Here is a 16777-nt window from a genome sequence, read left to right on the forward strand (position 1 = left end):
GGCTTCAGTGCGCCTTCACCCACTGGAGCAGCGGCTTCCACACGCGCTCCTGCGCGTCGTCCGCGAGGAACAGGTCCGCGTGCCCGTAGTCGAGGGCGCGGGCCGCCTCCGGCAGCGTCCGCGCCGTGAGGATGGTGACGTCCTGGCTGCCCAGCAGCGTGAGGGTGTGCTCGCCATAGCGGCCCACGCCGCCCGCGGCGCCCACGTACAGCACCGGCACCTTCACCTTGTCGAGGTTGTCGTCGTACGGCACCGGCAGGCCGCACGCCCACGCCTCCGTCTCCACCACCTCGTTGAGGCTCTGGTACGGGGCGGCGCGCTGCGCGTACTCGTAGAGGTAGGCCTCGCGGGTGAAGGTCAGCGTCTCCGGAAGGCCGAGCGCGTCCGGCATGCCGGCCATCAGGTGGTAGCCCGGGGTGATGGCCTTGAGCGGCGCCAGCAGCGCACCCGTGGCCGCCGCGGAGACGATGGCCGCCTTGCGGTTGGTGGGCTTGCCGGTGCCGGGGCCGAACACGTCCTCGGGCAGCAGCGGCGACGGCGCGTTGGGCGCCGTGGCGGCGAACTGGCCGAGCAGCTGCAGCGTGACGCCGGGCGCGGGGCCCAGGAGGCCGCCCTCCACCCGGCCCGACTGCCGCGCCGCCTTCAGCGCCGTGTAGCGCTCACACGCAAAGACCTGCTGCTGCGCGTCCTGGGGCGCATAGCGCAGCACCATGTCCACGGGGATGAAGCCATCCACCTGGCGCAGTCCGCGCGGCAGCTTCGCGTCCAGGTTCATGTATGCGTACGCCACCGCCGCGCCCCGGCTCCAGCCCATCAGGTGCATGGAGCCATTGCCACCGCTCCCGGTGATGAGCCGCAGCGCCCGCGCCACGGTGAGGCCCGTGCCCACGTCCTGCGCGTGCGTGCCCAGCGTCCAGTTCGCCATGAAGGAGAAGTCCTGCGTCTCCAGCGGCACCCCTGCCCACCGCAGGTCGATGCCCCACACGTCCACGCCCTCCTTCGCCAGGAAGGCGGCGATGGAGCGGTCCGCCGGCACCTGCGCCGAGCCCACGCTGGAGAGGAAGGCCGCCTCGAAGCCCCACCCGTCGCCGTGCACCATGAAGACGGAGCGGTTCGTGCGCGCCGGCCGCCACGGGCCGTCCTCGCGCACCACGCGGTGGAGGGTGATGAAGTCGAACGCGCCCGGGCCCACGCGAACCCGCAGGCGGTAGTGCGCCACGTTGCCGAACAGCACCTCGCGCGCGTCGGACCAGGCCGGAGCCTGCTTCGCGTCCACGCCCTGGAGCGTGGCCTCCGCGGAAACAATCGGGAGCGACTCATCAGACGGGCCAGCCAGCCCTGTCTCACCACCACAACCCAGCGTCACACCGGCCAGCGAGACACAGAGAATGAACAAGAAACGCATACAGACCTCGAATCAACGGAAGGGGTTCGGAGGAAGCTGACCGCCGGCCCGGCGCTTCCCCTGCTGTGTCGCCCTCCGAGCAGAATCCAAGCCACCCCCCAAACCCTTGGATTCCCAGGAGTGCTTTCCAGACGTGAGCTTCATGTGTGAAGCCCACTCTGGATCGAACCCCTGACATGCCCTGCCAGGTACGGGACTTCCGAGCCTGCTTCACCACTGAAGCGGGCACGTCACCCGTGCGGCACCTCGCGCGAGCGAGTGGCCGCCGGCAGTGCATGGACTGGGGGCGATGAGCGTGCGCCACTAAACACAGGAGGGAAGAACCAGCAAGGACGGATTAGTCCCCGAGGACGGCACGCCTGCCTGGGTCCTGACAGCACCGGAGGACGTGAAGGGATGCTGAACACCCGAGTCTTTTCTGCCCTCGCACCTCCGAGGGGAACAGGCGCACATGGGAGGTGTAGCGCTACCCGGGAGGCCCCATGGTGGAACCACGTTTCCAGCGCAACCTCGGTGTCATCGGTCCTGCAACGATGACGCGGCTCTCACACACGCACGTGCTCGTCGCGGGCGTGGGCGGGGCGGGAGGACAGTGCGCGGTGGACCTGGCCCGGATGGGGATTGGCGTCCTCACGCTCGCGGACTTCGACACGTACGAGCGGCACAACATGAACCGGCAGGTGGGCTGCTTCGAGAGCACGCTGGGCCAGTCCAAGGTGGAGGTGGTGGGGCGGATGTGCCTGGACATCCACCCGGACCTGCGGCTGCGGCGGGTGCACGAGGGCATCACCGGAGACACGGCGGAGGCGGTGCTCGCGGGCGGCGCGGGGCTGCCGCCGGTGGACTACGTGGTGGAGGTCATCGACATCGCGGGCGCGCTCGAGAAGCAGGCGCTCCACCGGGCGTGCCGCGCGCGCGGCGTGCCCATCATGACGGGGCTGATGCTGGGCTTCGGCGCGGCGCTGCACGTCTTCCAGCCGGACGCGCCGCACTACGAGGAGCTCTACATCCTGCCGGACGGCCGCATCGACCTGCCGGCCATCATCCCCCACCTGGGCAGCTACATGCTCCAGGAGTACATGGACGCGTGCTACCAGGGCACGGGGCACGCGCCCACGTGCGTGGTGGGCGCCACCACCGCGGCGGGGATGATGGTGAGCGAGCTGATGCGCGGAGTGATGCACGGGCCACGCGCCATGGTGTCGTGGCCCGAGTACCTCTACGTGGACTTCTTCGACCACCGCTACGTCCGGGCGTCGCTGAAGCCCCGCCGGCCCCAGCTCACACCACGCCGCGCGTCCGCGCCTCGTTGATGACCTTCACGCCGTCCACGCCCAGGCGCTTGCTCAGGTACGGCGCCACCATGTCCGCGTGCTTGTGCACGCGGTGGTACGCCTCGTCGTAGGTGCGCGTGACGAGGTTGATGCCGGAGATGATGACCCGCTGGAGGTTGTACTGCAGGTCATTGCCCTCGACGATGGCGTGAATCTCCGAGAAGAGCGGCCGCGCGTCCGACTGGAGGTTGGACAGGTGGCGGCGCTGCTCGGTGTTGGGCACGGACGACTTCGGAGACAGGCTCGCCACCAGCACCAGCGGCGGCTTGAGCTCCTCGTACACGTCCCGCATCTGCGTGAAGACGGTCCGGATTTCCTCGTGGCTGGGAGGCGCCTCCCAGCGGAGGAAGAAGACCCTGTCGATGATGGCTGTCTTGAAGACCGGAGTTCCCATGACGTCTCACTGCTCCTTCGCGCAAAAAGACCGGAAGCTCCCGGTCCCCCTCTCACCCGCAAACGCATGACGCTGGCGGGCGGTTCTGGGGCGCATGGTGCGCGTGGCGTAGGCGGACGGAATCAGACCCCGGGGCCGGCATCTGCGGCAGGACAGAGCAGGCCGCTCCGGCGTCTTCCAGCGTCGAAGGCGTCGGTATTGGAGCGGGTTGCGATGTCGGGGAGTGGATGCTCGCGGCGGCGCATGGCGCCCGTCATCGCGAGCGGCCCCACGCAAGCGCGGGGCCGGTACGACAAGGCCGGGGCCCCGCCAGTGAAGCGGCGGGGCCCCGGGAAACGTCAGTTACCGGAGATGGTGATTTCCTCGCCCGGCGCGGCGGCGACTTCCGCGTCCGAGAAGAGGATGGGGCGCCACTCCTTGTTGGAGAACAGGCGCGTCTGGTCCGCGAAGTACGGCGAGGTCGGGTCGCTGCTCTCGCTGTACGTCAGCACCGCGCGGCCCTTGGGGCCCTGGTCGGTGAACTCCATCGCCATGATGAAGCTGCTGCCGTTGTTGACGATGTAGCCGTTGGCGGTGAGGCCCGCCTGGGAGAAGAGCGCGCCCTGCGGGGCGGTGGGGGCGGCCTCCTCGGCGGTGGACTTGAAGGTGCCGTAGCCGACGACGTTCGCCGTGCCGTCGTAGGCGGTGCCACCGTGGATGGGGATGCGCTCGCCGGCGACGCGCGGCGAGTACTGCACCTCGCCCAGCGACTTGTCCACCGCGATGCCCGCGCGGTTCAGCGCGTCCACCGCCTGCGCCAGCCGCGACAGCACCGTGTCGGCGCCCGTCTCGGGCGCGGGGACCAGCGTGTTGGGCGTGGTGAGGGGGTGCGCCGGGTCGAAGGGCACCGCGTAGAGCGTGCCACCGTTGGTGTGCGTGCCGCTCGTGCCGGTGGCGGCGAACTCACGGAACAGCACGGCGCCCACGCTGTTGGTGTTGTAGAGGCCGTCCCAGTTCTTCAGCACGGTGCACCCCGCGCTGATGTCCACCGTCTTGGTGGTGGTACCGCTGGTGTAGGTGATGTTCGTCTTCCCCGTGCAGCGCTCGACCAGGCCGTCCCGGAGCAGCTCCGCCGTCATGCTGCGGTTGCTGAGGATGGCGTTCTCCAGCTCGGTCCGGTTGAACTTGCCATTCGCACCGGACGCGCCGTCCGCGCGCACCTCCATGAGCAGCTCCGCGTTCATGCGCGTGCGCGGGCTCTGGCCCGAGGCCTCGAGGCCGTGCAGGGGCGAGAAGCCCGTGAGCGGCGCGTTCGGGTTGGCCAGCCAGTAGCTGTCGTTGGCGTTGAAGACGAAGTCGGTGCGGTCCAGCTTCGGCACCTTGCTGAAGGGCACGAGGCCGGGGCTGCGGGCCGTGTCGGCGTCGGTCTGCCACTCGTTCTGCGAGTTGCTGCCGTCCAGCAGCACCAGGCCCAGGCGGGACCAGGCGCCCGCGGCCAGCGGGTCCGCGCCTGCGCCGGGGGCGATGCTCGCGCGCCAGGCCTGGATGGCCTCGGCCTTCAGGTTGGGCGTGGGCGTGGCGTCCGTGTACCAGACGTTGCCGTCCTTATCCGCCGCCATGGTGTTCACCCAGGGAATGCCCTGGACGTCCTCGTAGACCTTCTTGAACTCCGCGAAGCTCTTCGCCTTGTCCATGCCCAGGAACTGCGCCGTCAGCGCGGTGTTCTCCAGGTTGGCGTCGCGGAAGGTGTACGCCTGCTGGGTGGTCCAGTCGAGCAGGCCGGGGACGGTGATGACCGGGCCGTAGTGGCTCGTGTACATCGTCCGGGTGACGCTGGTGATCGAGCCCTCGGGCAGCTTCACCTGGATGGTGATGGAGTGCGCGGTCATCTCGCGCTCGCCGCCGTCGTACTTGTATGTGGTGGGCTTGCCCGCCGCGAGCGGCAGCTTGTACAGCGTCATGCGCTGGCCGGAGGAGAACGTGTGCGTCCAGGCCACGTTCTCGTTGAAGCCGATGAGCACCGCGGGCACGCCCAGCAGGCCCACCCCGTAGACGTTCAGCTGGCCCGGCACCGTCAGGTGGCTCTCCCACAGCTTGAGCTCACCCTCCCAGGGGAAGTGCGGGTTGGCCACCACCATGCCGCGGCCGCCCTCGGACTTGTCCTTGCCCAGGGCCCAGCCGTTGCTGCCCACCTCGGACATCTCGGGGCGCGTCACCTTGAAGCTGCCCGGCGCCGGGACGCCCACGCTGCCGCCGCCCGTGGCCGGTGGCGTGGCCGCGGCGATGGCGAGGATGAGCTGGTAGCTGCTGGCCGCCAGGCCCACGCTGATGTGGTACGCCAGCAGGTCCTCGGGGGTGATGGGCTTCACCCAGGCCGCGCCCGTGCAGGGCTTGGGCAGGCTGGCCGCCGGCGTCTCCGACACGTAGCGGTTGAAGCCCGCCGCATAGCCGGTGAGCAGTGCCTTCAGGTCGTCCGGCTGGTTGGGGAAGCTGGCACGGGCCTTCGCAGGCAGGTCCAGCAGCCGGTACGCGAAGTCGCTGCCCGCGTAGAGGCTGCCGGCGCCCTGGCCCAGGTAGCGGGCGCGCTCGCCGCGCACCTTGAGGATCTGATCCGCCAGGATACAGACATGGTTCTGGGCGAAGGCATAGCCCTGGCCATAGCCCAGGCTGCCCATGTCCTTGCCCGTGATGTGGGGGATGCCATGGGCGGTGCGGCGGATCTTCGCCTCGTACGTAGGCGTCGTCGGGATGGGATCCGGGTCCGTCGGATCTTCCTTGTCATCGCACGCGGTGACGAAGGCCAGGCTCAGCCCGGCGAGGAGGGACAGCTGCCAGCGGGTGCTCCGAGTTTTCAGGGGCACTCCGCGCGGATGGGGCGCAGGAGAGGTTGAGTTCATGACAGTGTTCGAGCGTAGGGAGGGGTGGATCGCAACGTCAAAAGTTTTCTGGGAATGGACAATTTCCCGCCCCAGCGTACCAGACGTGACTTCCGAGCACGAGGCGACGGGCAGTGAAGAACGGGTGTGCTAGGAGAACCCGCATATGACGACCGAGCCGCAAGGTGCCCGCCGTCCGCGCCGCCACTTCTCGATGATCCGCACGTTCGTGCTGGCCGACTTCGTGACGCTGGGCAACGGCTTCGCGGGAGCGGGGGCCATCCTCGCCGCGATGCAGTTCCTGGCCTCCGGGGAGCGGGGCTGGCTGTGGCTGGCCTTCGGGCTGATGCCCATGGCGCTGCTCCTGGACTTCCTCGACGGGCGCATCGCCCGGTGGCGCTACAAGAAGTCGCCCCTGGGGGCGGACCTGGATTCACTGGCGGACGTCATCTCCTTCGGCATGGCGCCGGCGGCGCTGGGCTTCGCGGTGGGGATGCGCGGCGCGCTGGATGTCGCGGTGCTCCTCTATTTCGTCGCCTGCGGCATCAGCCGGCTGGCGCGCTTCAACGTCACCTCCGCGGAGCTGGCGGACGCGTCGGGGAAGGTGAAGTACTTCGAGGGCACACCCATTCCCACCAGCCTCGCGCTCGTCATGGTGCTGGCGGCGGCCACGTGGATGGGGCGCATCGGTCCGGACCTGCTCGGCGGGGTGTGGGATATGGGCCCGGTGTCGCTGCACCCGCTCACCCTGCTGTACGCGGCGAGCGGCAGCGCGATGATCAGCAAGACACTGCGAATCCCGAAGATTTGAAACCGGACATGGGGCCCCCATGAGGCTCCGGTTTTCCCACCCGTGGGTGGTTGCCCGCCCTGGAGTGGGTGCCTAGCTTCGCCACCGATCCGTCCGACCTCCACCATGTGGGGAGAGCGGCGGTCATGGGCGATGGATGGTTGTGGGGAAGGGGTGGGAGCCATGACGGGGCGCTGGGGCTTGCTTGCCCTCGCGGTGGTGGGCTTGCTGGCCGGGTGTGCGGACCGGGACCGTTCGTCCCTGGCTGACGGACGGCTGACGGCTACGCCTGGCGGGGTGGACTTCCAGAAGGTGGCCATCTTCGATGCGCGCGAGGCGGAAATCTCGCTGCGCAACGTGGGGCGTGCGCGCATCAACGTGAACGAGATCTGGGTGGAAGGGCCCGAGGGCTCCTACCTGGCGGAGTTCACCCATGAAGGGCCGCACAGCCTGCAGCCGGGGAGCGCGTGCAGCCTGAAGGTGCGCTTCGCGCCGCCGAAGCCGGGGGCGCTGCCGGCGATGCTGGTGGTGCGCTCGGACACGCGGATTGAGCCGCTGCTCAAGATTCCGCTCAGCGGCCTGGGCGTGGCGGCGTGGGCGGAGGTGTCGCCGCGGCGGCTGGACTTCGGCCGCATCGAGGCGGACTCCACCAAGACGCTGTTGGTGAAGCTGGCCAACCCCACGGAGATGGCCGTGGAGGTGACGCCGCGGCTGGTGGGCGCGGACCGCGACGAGTTCAAGATTGAACCGGTGACGCTGGCGGCGGGGGAGAGCCACGAGGTGCCGGTGACGTTCAGCCCCGTGCGCGTCGGCAAGAAGCAGGTGGCGCTGGCGGTGTCGCCGTGCCGCGGCTGCGCGGACGTCCCGGTGCAGATTGCCGCGGAGGCGCTGGAGCGCGCCGTCGTGGCCGAGCCGGAGATGGTGGACTTCGGCGCGGTGCCGGTGGACCGCGAGTCCTACCGCGAGTCGCGCATCCACAACATCAGCACCGAGCCGGTGACGGTGACCCAGCTGACGCTGGAGGGGAAGGACGCGTCCTTCAGCCATGCGAATGCGGGCTTCCCGCTGGTGCTCCAGCCCGGCGAGGTGCGCGGCTTCCAGCTGCGCTACAGCCCGGACCACCAGGGCGCCGCGCAGGACAACGCCCTCTACCATGTGGAGAGCCGCCGCCACCCGACGCTGCCGGTGGGGCTGCGCGGCTACGGCGGCGCGGCGGAGCTGTGCGTGTCGCCGCTCTCGTATGACTTCGGCAGGCAGCCGCTCGGCTCGAAGACGCGCGTCATCGTCAACGTGAAGAACTGCGGCTCGTCCAACGCGGGCGCGCTCACCCTCAACACGCTGGCGTGGCAGCCGGCCCAGGGCGGCGAGCCGCAGTTCAACCACACGCCGATGGCCATGCCGCACACGCTGCGGCCCGGCGAGGAAGTGAACATCGCCGTGTTCTACGAGCCCACGCGCGCGGGCGCGGCGATGGGCTCGCTGGTGATGACCACCAACGCCTTCTCCGCGGCCACGGTGCAGATGGACTTCCGCGGCCAGGCGGAGCAGCACGCGCCGTGTCAGCTCTCCGTCACCCCGCTGGCGCTGGACTTCGGGACGGTGCCGCCGGGGCAGGGCGCGGTGCTGGGCGTGAAGCTGGAGAACAAGGGCACGGACCTGTGCCCGGTGAAGAACATCCAGCTGCGTGACGACGGCGGCGGCGTGTTCGGCATGCCGGGTGGCGCGCTGTACGGCGGCATCATGTATCCCGGTGACTGGTTCAGCTTCATGGTGTCCTTCGCGTCGCCTCCGGCGGGCGGCCAGTTCATCGGCATGCTGCAGGTGGAGCAGATGGACCCGGCCAACCCGGTCATCCTGGTGCCGCTGCGGGCCAACTCGCAGGCCGCGTGCCTCGTGGCCTCGCGCCGCTACCTGGACTGGGGCGTGGCGCGCCGCGACTGCCCGCCCGAGCCGCTGGAGGTGAACTTCCTCAACGCGTGCACCGCGCCGGTGACGGTGGACAACGTGTCGATTGGCCCCGGCACCACGGACTCCGAGTTCGCGCTCCAGAAGGTGCCGGACCCCATTCCCTTCACCCTGCTGCCCAACGAGGGCTTCACGGTGGGCGTGGAGTACTTCGCGCAGGTCAACGGCCTCAACGTGTCGCCGCTGTACGTGGCCTCGAGCGACTTGCCGGAGCCGCTGCTGGTGCCGCTCATCGGCGAGTCCTCCAAGCGCGTGGAGAAGACGGACCTCTTCGTGCAGCAGGACGTGAGCAAGGTGGACGTCCTCTTCGTGGTGGACAACACGGACTCCATGGCCGTGGAGCAGACGCGACTGGTGGACGCGGTGCCGACGTTCGTGAACACCGCGGCGGAGAAGAACGTGAATCTGCACGTGGCCGTCACCACCACCGGCATCCAGACGCAGCCCCAGCCGAACCCGGCGGACAACTGCCCGGGTGGCGCGCTGGGCGGTGAGGCCGGCCGCTTCTTCCCGGCGGACAACAGCTTCAACCGCCTGCTCAACAGCGGCATGCCGGACCTGGCGACGCAGCTGCAGCGCAACGTGCAGGTGGGCAAGTGCGCCGAGGTGGAAGAGGGCTTCGAGGCCATGCGCCGCGCGCTGTCCCGGCCGCTCGTGGACAACGTGGACGACGCGCGCACCAGCCTTCCGCGCGACGGCAACGCGGGCTTCCTGCGCGATGCGGCCGCGCTGGTGGTGCTCTTCATCAGCGACGAGGATGACCACTCGCCGGACGCGGTGGAGACCTACGTGCAATGGGCGCAGCAGCTCAAGGGCGTCAACCAGCCGCAGCGCGCGACGTTCTACGCGATTGCTCCTCCCGAGGACGGCTGCGACACGGCGGGCGGCGCGGGCACGCGCTACGCGGAGGCCACGGCCCGCACCGGTGGCGAGGTGGTGAGCGTGTGCGCCCCGGACTACCGGCCGCTGCTGCGCGCGGTGGCGGACAAGGCCTTCTCCGCGCAGACGCGCTTCCCGCTCAGCGAGGTGCCGGAGCCGGGCACCGTGGCCGTCACGGTGGATGGTGCTCCGGTGACGACGGGCTGGACGTACGACGGCGGCACCAACAGCGTGGTGTTCGCCAACGTGCCGGGCCCGGGCGCGAAGATCGCCATCAGCTACCGCCGCTCGTGCGCCGCGCTGTAGGGCAGGCGAGCAATCACGAGGTGTAGCGCAGTCGATGGGCCGGTCATCCGGCCCTCGACGTTCATGTCAGTCCCGGGTGCTACAGGTCTGCACTTGCCTGTGCGAATGACCAGAAAATTGGAGGGTCCCTCACGGTGTGTACCCTGAGGTCGTACCCGTTGCTGCCGAGGAGGCACCCGGTGAGCTCCCGTGATTCCGAAGGAACGATGACGACCGCGGCCCGCGCGCCGGTGCGCGCGCCCGGACTGCGCGTCATCCGGGGCGAGGGGCAGCGGAGAGAAGAACCGCTCGCTTCCCGGGATGCCGTGGCGCGGGTGTTGATGGAGGCGGGCGCGGACATGCTGCTCCGCCGCATCAGCCCGGCGCGGGCGCAGGAAATCGAGCGCAAGGTGGACCGGGTGCTGGACCTGTTCGACCGGGTGGATGTGGCCCCGGTGCTGATGCCGGTGCTGAAGCGGCACCTGGACGAGCTGGAGGCGCTGATGCGGGAGACCCGCGAGGTACGGGCCGCCCGGCGGTAACCGGCAGGTCGGGTCCGCAACGTCGTTCGGACGTTTGACCCCTCTGTCCTGTGCGCTTACGCTCGGGACCTCTCCGCGTTCGGACCCCGGGGCCACGGTTGGTGGCAGGCCAGGGGGAGCGGTCAGGTCGCCGTGTCAATCGAAACCTATGGCAGGTACCAGCTCCTGAAGCGTCTCGCCACGGGCGGGATGGCGCAGATCTACCTCGCGCGCCGCCCGGGCCCCGACGGCGAGAAGCTGCTGGTCGTGAAGCGGATCCTCCCGCACCTCACGGAGAACGACGACTTCGTGAAGATGTTCCTGGATGAGGCGCGCATCGCCGCGCGGCTCAACCACGCGAACGTCGTGCAGATCTTCGACCTGGGCGCGCAGGACGACTCGTTCTTCATCGCCATGGAGTACATCCACGGCGAGGACCTGCGGAAGCTGTGGAGGCACTCCGAGTCGCGGGGAATGCCACTCCCGGTGCCGCTGGTGTGCCGCATCCTCATCGAGGCGAGCGCGGGCCTGGACTACGCGCACAAGCGCACGGACCCGACGACGGGGCGGCCGCTGGGCATCGTCCACCGCGACGTGTCCCCGCAGAACATCCTGGTGACGTTCGACGGCGGCGTGAAGGTGGTGGACTTCGGCATCGCCAAGGCGGCGGACCAGGCGACGATTACGCGCTCCGGGGTGCTGAAGGGGAAGTACTCGTACATGTCCCCGGAGCAGGCGGCCGGGCTGCGCGTGGACTGCCGCTCGGACATCTTCGCTCTGGGCGTGGTGCTGTACGAGCTGCTCACCGGGATGCGCCTGTTCAAGCGCACCAGCGACATCCAGACGCTGTCGGCGGTGTCCGAGTGCCGCGTGCTGCCGCCCTCGCAGGTGACGACGCGCGTGCCGCAGGACCTGGACGCCATCGTCCTCAAGGCGCTCGCGAAGGACCCGGCCGACCGCTACCAGGAGGCGGCGCAGCTCCAGGCCGCGTTGGAGGCATGGCTGGCCGCGAACCGGCAGCCGTCGTCGCCCGCGCACCTGTCCGCGTACATGAAGGAGCTGTACGCGGAGCGGCTGGCCGCGGAGGCCCGCTCGGGCGAGGTGCAGGTGGAGGACTCGGAGGCGCCTTCGCCGCCTCCGCGCGCGGACGCCTCGTCGCGGCGCACGGGCCTGCGTCCGGCGCCGCGTTCCGGTCCGGTGCCGGAGGACGCCACGGCCGCGCTGCGCCCTCGCCCGTCGCGTCGCCCGGAAGCAGAGCCCGAGCCGGAGCGCCCCGCGTCCCGGACGACGGGAGCACGGCGCGTGGTGGAGTCGGCCTCGGGGGAGCGCCCCTCTCGCGCGGGAGTGGGCGTGGTGCCGCCGATGCCGCCTCGCGTGGAGGAGGAGGCGCCGACGCTGGATGGCCGCGCCGCCACGCGGGGGACGCTGACGGACGTGAAGCTGGACGTGGAGCCCCTGCCGCCGGTACCGGACGTGCGCCCGGCGTCCCGGGTGCCGACGCCCCACACGGGCCGGTTCGAAGCGGGCCCGCCGTATCCCATCCACGTGGAGGAGGACGGCCCCACGCTGGCGATGCCGGAGGTGCGCTCCTCGCGCATCGTGCTGCCCGTCCCCGTGGAGAACGAGGCGGAGGAGGACGCCCCCACGCTAGCGATGCCGGAGGTGGTGCGCGCCTCGCGCGTGGTGGTGCAGGTGCCGCAGGACAACGAGGCGGAGGAGGACGCGCCCACGCTGTCGCTGGGCCTGTCCCGCCCGGCCCGGGCTCCGCAGACGCGCACGGACACGGCCATCCCTCCGGGGGCGCAGCCGCGGCGCTGGGGGTGGATGGCAGGAGTGGGGATTGCGGGGGTCGTCGCGGTGGCCGTGCTGCTGTGGGCCTGGCCGAAGACTCCGCCCGCCACGGTGCGGCTGGAGACGCTGCCGCCCGGGGCCACCGTGGTCTTCAACGGCCAGCCGCTCGCGGAGAAGACGCCGCTGGTGCTGCCGCCGGTGCCGGCCGGGCAGTACCCCGTCGAGGTGAGCCGGGACGGCTACGAGGTCTTGCAGACGACGGTGGAGGTTCCGGCCACGGGCGCGGCGTCCGCCGGGCTGCTGCGGCTGGTGCCGGTGGCGCCGAAGCCCGCGCCCGCTTCGCCTCGCGGGGAGGCTGTTCCGCCGCCCGGGTCGACGAGGACGGGGGCTCCCGCTCCGGTGCGGCTGCGGGTGGAGACGGAGCCCGCGGAGGCGCTCGTCTTCGTGGACGGCCAGCCGCAGGGAGACGCGCCAGCCGAGATGTCCGTCGCGCCGGGGCGCGAGGTGGCGGTGCGGGTGGAGGCGGCGAGGCACCATCCGCTGGTGCGCGCGGTGATGGTGGGGACGGGGCCCGAGCAGGTGGAGCGCTTCGTGCTGGAGCCGGACCCGCGGGCGACGGGCGCGAGCCCCGGGGCGCGGAGCCGCTCGGGCATGGCCCGGGTCCGCTTCGCGGTGCAGCCCTGGGCGCAGGTGACGTGCAGCGGGAAGCGCCTGGGCGAGACGCCGTTCGACGTCGTCGAGCTGCGGGTGGGCACGCATGACTGCCGGTTCTTCAACCCCGAGCTCAAGAAGACGCTCAACCGACGTATCGAGGTAAAGCCCATCGACCTCAACGTGGTGAACGTGAAGTTCGACTAGGCCCACCTCCGGATGCTCCCTTGACGCTCGAAGCCGGCACCCACATCGGCAAGTACGTCGTCCGCCGCAAGCTCGCCGAGGGCGGGATGGCGGAGATCTACCTGTGCACGGCCCGGGGCGCTGAGGGCTTCGAGAAGGAGGTCGTCATCAAGCGGGTGCGCGCCTTCCTCGCGAGCGACCCGGAGTTCGTCGGGATGTTCATCGCCGAGGCGCGCCTGGCCTCCCGGCTCAACCACGCCAACGTGGTGCAGATCTTCGACTTCGACAAGCACGAGGACACGTACTACCTGGCCATGGAGTACGTGCGCGGCTGCTCGCTGTGGGAGCTGCGCAAGCGGTGCAAGGAGTTGATGGAGCCGGTGCCGCCGGTGATGGTGGCGCACATCGGCGTGGAGGTGGCGCGCGGGCTGCACTACGCGCACCGGGTGAAGGTGAACGGGCAGCCGCTGGACCTGGTGCACCGGGACGTCACCCCGCACAACGTGCTGCTGTCCTACGACGGCGCGGTGAAGCTGACCGACTTCGGCATCGCCAAGGCGGGCAACAAGCTCACGCAGCCCGGCGTGCTCAAGGGCAAGTTCGCGTACATGTCCCCCGAGCAGGCCCGCGGCGAGGCCGTGGACGCGCGCACGGACATCTTCGCGCTGGGCGTGGTGCTGTGGGAGATGCTCACCGGCGGGCGGCTGTTCGACGGGGACTCCGAGGTGGCGGTGCTGCGCGCGGTGCAGCAGAGCGCCATTCCGCCTCCGGCCCGCCTCAACCCGGACGTGCCGGAGGACCTGGACGCCGTCGTCGTGCGCGCGCTGGACCGGGACCCGGCGGCCCGCTTCCAGACGGCGGGGGAGTTGGAGCGCGCGCTGGCTCAGTGCGTGCTGAAGCACGCGAAGACGGTGGACGACACGGACCTGAGCGTCTTCATGCGGCGCCTGTTCCCCACCACCCTCACCCAGGCCATGCCCACGGTGCAGGAGCGGACGCACGTGGAGGACGCCCCGGTGCCTCCCGGCGCCGACGTGCGCGTCCAGGTGCCGCGAGAGCCCACGGCGGTGATGCCGGGTGTCTCGAGCGGGCGGGGCGTGGCGGTGGCGCCCACTCCGGACGAGGACATCAACGCGCCCACCTACGTGCTGCCGCGCCGGGACGAGGCGGACGCCGCGCTGTCCGTGCCGCTGCCGCCCATGGCCACGCCGATGATGCCGCTGCCGGCGGTGGCGTCCTCGCCGGTGTCCCGACCCATGCCGCCGCTGGCCGCGCCCATCGCCACGGTGCGGCCGAGCCGTCCGGAGGGCACTCCCGCCGTGACGGGGGAGGGGAGTGACGCCGGGGTGCGGAGTGGTACGCCGTCCAGTGGCAGGTCGTCGAGCGAGCTCGAAGGGGTGTCTTCCGTTGAGGGCAAGAGGCCGAGTCCGCCGGAGGGGGTGGCTTCCGTCGGTGGCAGGAAGCCCAGCCGGCCGGAGGGCGTTTCGTCCGTTAGTGGCAGGAAGCCCAGCCGGCCCGAGGGCGTTTCGTCCGTCAGTGGCCGGAGGCCGAGCCAGCCCGAAGGCGTGTCCTCCGTTGGAAGGAACGTTCCTTCCGTCGACCCGGGCGTCGGTGCGTCCTCGCTGGAGGACTCTTCGGACGACGAAGCACCGGACACAGTCTCGTCGACCGAGCCGGAGGGACTGGAAGCGCATGGCGCCGCCGAGGCTCCGGCCCCGGCGCGACGCGCTCCGTCCGGGGGCCTTCCCGCGTACGCACCGGGCCCGGTGAAGCCCGCGGCCCGACGCCGCCCGCTGACCCTGGCCCTGGCAGCGGCGGTGGGCCTGGCCGTCCTGGGCGGCGGCGTGGCGGTGATGCGCTTCCGCGCGGAGTCGGCGTCCACCGGGAAGACGGCTCCGGCTTCGGGCAGCGAGGGCTCCGCCAGGGCCGCGCCGGGGACGGGTGGGACGCCGCCCGCCGGAACCTCGGGCACGGCCACCGCGCCGGAAGTGAAGGCCGACGTGCCCGCCCAGCCTTCCGCCACGGAAAGCGCCGCCGTGGCCGCCAGTGGCGACGGAAGCTCCGGCTCCGACACCGCCGAGGTGGACGGGCTGAAGCGTGAGGAGGCGCTCGGCACCGAGCCCCGGCCCACCGCCGGAGACTCCCGGCCCGCCGCTTCCGACGCCCAGGACAGTCAGCCGGCCGCGTCCACCGGTACGCTCCAGGTGCGGGCCTCGCCGTACGCCACCGTCTTCATCAACGGGAAGCGCATGGGCGAAGTCTCCGGGCGCGCCACCTACAAACTCGCCCCGGGCACCTACAAGCTGCTCTTCGAGCACCCCACAGGGGGCAAGCGCTTCGACGTCACCATCGCCGCCGGGACGTCGGTGCTTCGCGAGTTCCGCGCGTCCAGGGCCCACTGAATCGTCATCCACTGAACGTTGCCGGAAGCCCCGGGGCCGCGCTCCCTCCGCGCCGCCCTGAATGGTCGCTCATGGCCTCCTGAGCGCGCCGCCGGCGGCCTTCCGTCACCCCGGCTCCGGGCCGCACGAATCGTCGTGTGTCGATCAGCCCTGTAGCGGTCCACCTTGACCTTTGCGATCGGCTCTGGCACTCAGTGGCCCCCATTCAGTAGCCTATATTCAATGGAATCGATGGACCTGCTGGCTCCCGACGAGATTGCTCGGATCGAGCGCGAGAACGCGGGCGGCCTGCCCGCGAGCGCCATCCTGGAAATCTTCCGGCCTCGGGGCGTGCGGCTGTCGGAAGCGACGTTCCGCAAGTACGTCCAGGCGGGGTTGCTACCGCGCAGCCGCCGGGTGGGCCGCAAGGGGAAGCATCAGGGGAGCCGGGGGCTCTACCCGGTGGAAGCGGTGCGCCGCATCAATGTCATCAAGAAGATGATGGCGGAGGGGCACACCCTGGAGGACATCAAGCGCTCCTACGTCTTCCATGCCAACCACATCGACCAGCTGGAGCGGGACCTGGCGGGTCTATTGAACGGGTTCCAGGAGGAACTGGGGGACCGCGCCTTTGGAGGGGAGCACCGTCGTACCCTCGAGGTGGAGTTGGCAACCCTGAGGCAAAGAGCGCAGGATCTGGTCCGGGATGTGGCCCGGCTGGGCAGTGCAGTAACCGCACGCGAAGACGAAACCATCCGTTCGCAATAAGATGCCGGCCCGGAACCGGGTAGACTGGCCTCACGTGGAGGGGACATGTCGGAAGTGAAGCAACTGCAGGAGGAGGGCGGGGACCAGGAAACGGAGCAGGCGCAGGAGCGCCGCCGTTCCAAGACGATGTCGCGCAAGGAGATGGCGCGCGACCTGCGACGGCGTCGTCTGACTGGTCAGGTGGACCCGGAAGAGGCGGACCTGCTGAAGCAGATGGACGACACGCGGCCGCGCACCCGCGCGGATTGTGTGAATGGCCCGCGCCCGTGCATGTTCGTCTCCTGCAAGCACAACCTCTATCTGGACGTGAATCCGGAGACGGGGTCCATCAAGCTCAACTTCCCCGACAAGGAAATCTGGGAGCTCGAGCACACCTGCGCCCTGGACGTGGCGGAGAAGGGTGGAATCACGCTCGAGGAGGTGGGTGAAATCATGAACCTCACCCGCGAGCGCATCCGCCAGGTGGAGACGCGTGGCCTCATGAAGCTGCGCGAGGCCACCGAGGCCGAGCCCCCGGTTTCGGCCCGCAAGCCCTGAAGAACCGGGCGGCTTCCGCCCGTCGACGAAGGCCG

At 70.4% G+C, this 16777-nt stretch carries 11 protein-coding genes; 8 read left to right on the top strand and 3 right to left on the bottom strand.

All coding sequences use genetic code 11. The annotated features are described in order from the left end of the window. Positions 1-4: 4 nt before the first annotated feature. A complete protein-coding gene (locus tag G4D86_RS28370) occupies positions 5-1405 on the bottom strand; it encodes an alpha/beta fold hydrolase (RefSeq protein ID WP_205519776.1) in 1401 nt (466 codons plus the stop codon). Positions 1406-1887: 482 nt separating this feature from the next. Here G4D86_RS28370 and G4D86_RS28375 point away from each other — a divergent pair, with 482 nt between their 5' ends. After that, positions 1888-2718, top strand: coding sequence for a ThiF family adenylyltransferase (locus G4D86_RS28375; RefSeq protein WP_163997184.1), 831 nt, complete (start codon positions 1888-1890; stop codon positions 2716-2718). On the opposite strand, the gene G4D86_RS28380 is transcribed toward G4D86_RS28375, so the two are convergent. Then, positions 2687-3133: a DofA protein gene (locus G4D86_RS28380; protein ID WP_163997185.1), complete on the bottom strand. Its 447-nt coding sequence runs from the start codon at positions 3131-3133 to the stop codon at positions 2687-2689. The two genes, G4D86_RS28375 and G4D86_RS28380, sit on opposite strands and share 32 nt — an antisense overlap. 338 nt (positions 3134-3471) lie before the next feature. Beyond that, complete coding sequence (locus G4D86_RS28385) at positions 3472-5973, bottom strand: acylase (RefSeq protein ID WP_338050622.1); 2502 nt, start codon at positions 5971-5973, stop codon at positions 3472-3474. A gap of 181 nt (positions 5974-6154) precedes the next feature. Between G4D86_RS28385 and G4D86_RS28390 the strand changes: the two genes are divergently transcribed. From G4D86_RS28390 to G4D86_RS28420, 7 genes are all read left to right on the top strand, one after another. Further along, on the top strand, positions 6155-6799 hold the full coding sequence (locus G4D86_RS28390) for a CDP-alcohol phosphatidyltransferase family protein (RefSeq protein ID WP_163997187.1): 645 nt from the start codon (positions 6155-6157) through the stop codon (positions 6797-6799). 162 nt (positions 6800-6961) lie between these two features. Further along, complete coding sequence (locus G4D86_RS28395; RefSeq protein ID WP_163997188.1) at positions 6962-9928, top strand: choice-of-anchor D domain-containing protein; 2967 nt, start codon at positions 6962-6964, stop codon at positions 9926-9928. 134 nt (positions 9929-10062) lie between these two features. Then, entirely contained in the window at positions 10063-10449 is a 387-nt protein-coding gene (locus G4D86_RS28400) for a hypothetical protein (protein WP_163997189.1), read from the top strand. 132 nt (positions 10450-10581) lie between these two features. Then, positions 10582-13077: a serine/threonine-protein kinase gene (locus tag G4D86_RS28405; RefSeq protein WP_205519784.1), complete on the top strand. Its 2496-nt coding sequence runs from the start codon at positions 10582-10584 to the stop codon at positions 13075-13077. 20 nt (positions 13078-13097) lie between these two features. Continuing rightward, complete coding sequence (locus G4D86_RS53900) at positions 13098-15458, top strand: serine/threonine protein kinase (RefSeq protein ID WP_163997190.1); 2361 nt, start codon at positions 13098-13100, stop codon at positions 15456-15458. Positions 15459-15680: 222 nt separating this feature from the next. After that, the gene (locus G4D86_RS28415; protein WP_163997191.1) at positions 15681-16205 is read left to right on the top strand and encodes a MerR family transcriptional regulator; all 525 of its coding nucleotides are present in this window, start codon (positions 15681-15683) and stop codon (positions 16203-16205) included. A gap of 45 nt (positions 16206-16250) precedes the next feature. Then, positions 16251-16742, top strand: a complete 492-nt coding sequence (locus G4D86_RS28420) for a sigma factor-like helix-turn-helix DNA-binding protein (protein WP_163997192.1) — start codon at positions 16251-16253, stop codon at positions 16740-16742. Positions 16743-16777: the final 35 nt, after the last annotated feature.

It is taken from the genome of Pyxidicoccus caerfyrddinensis (assembly GCF_010894405.1).
Lineage (GTDB): Bacteria > Myxococcota > Myxococcia > Myxococcales > Myxococcaceae > Myxococcus > Myxococcus caerfyrddinensis.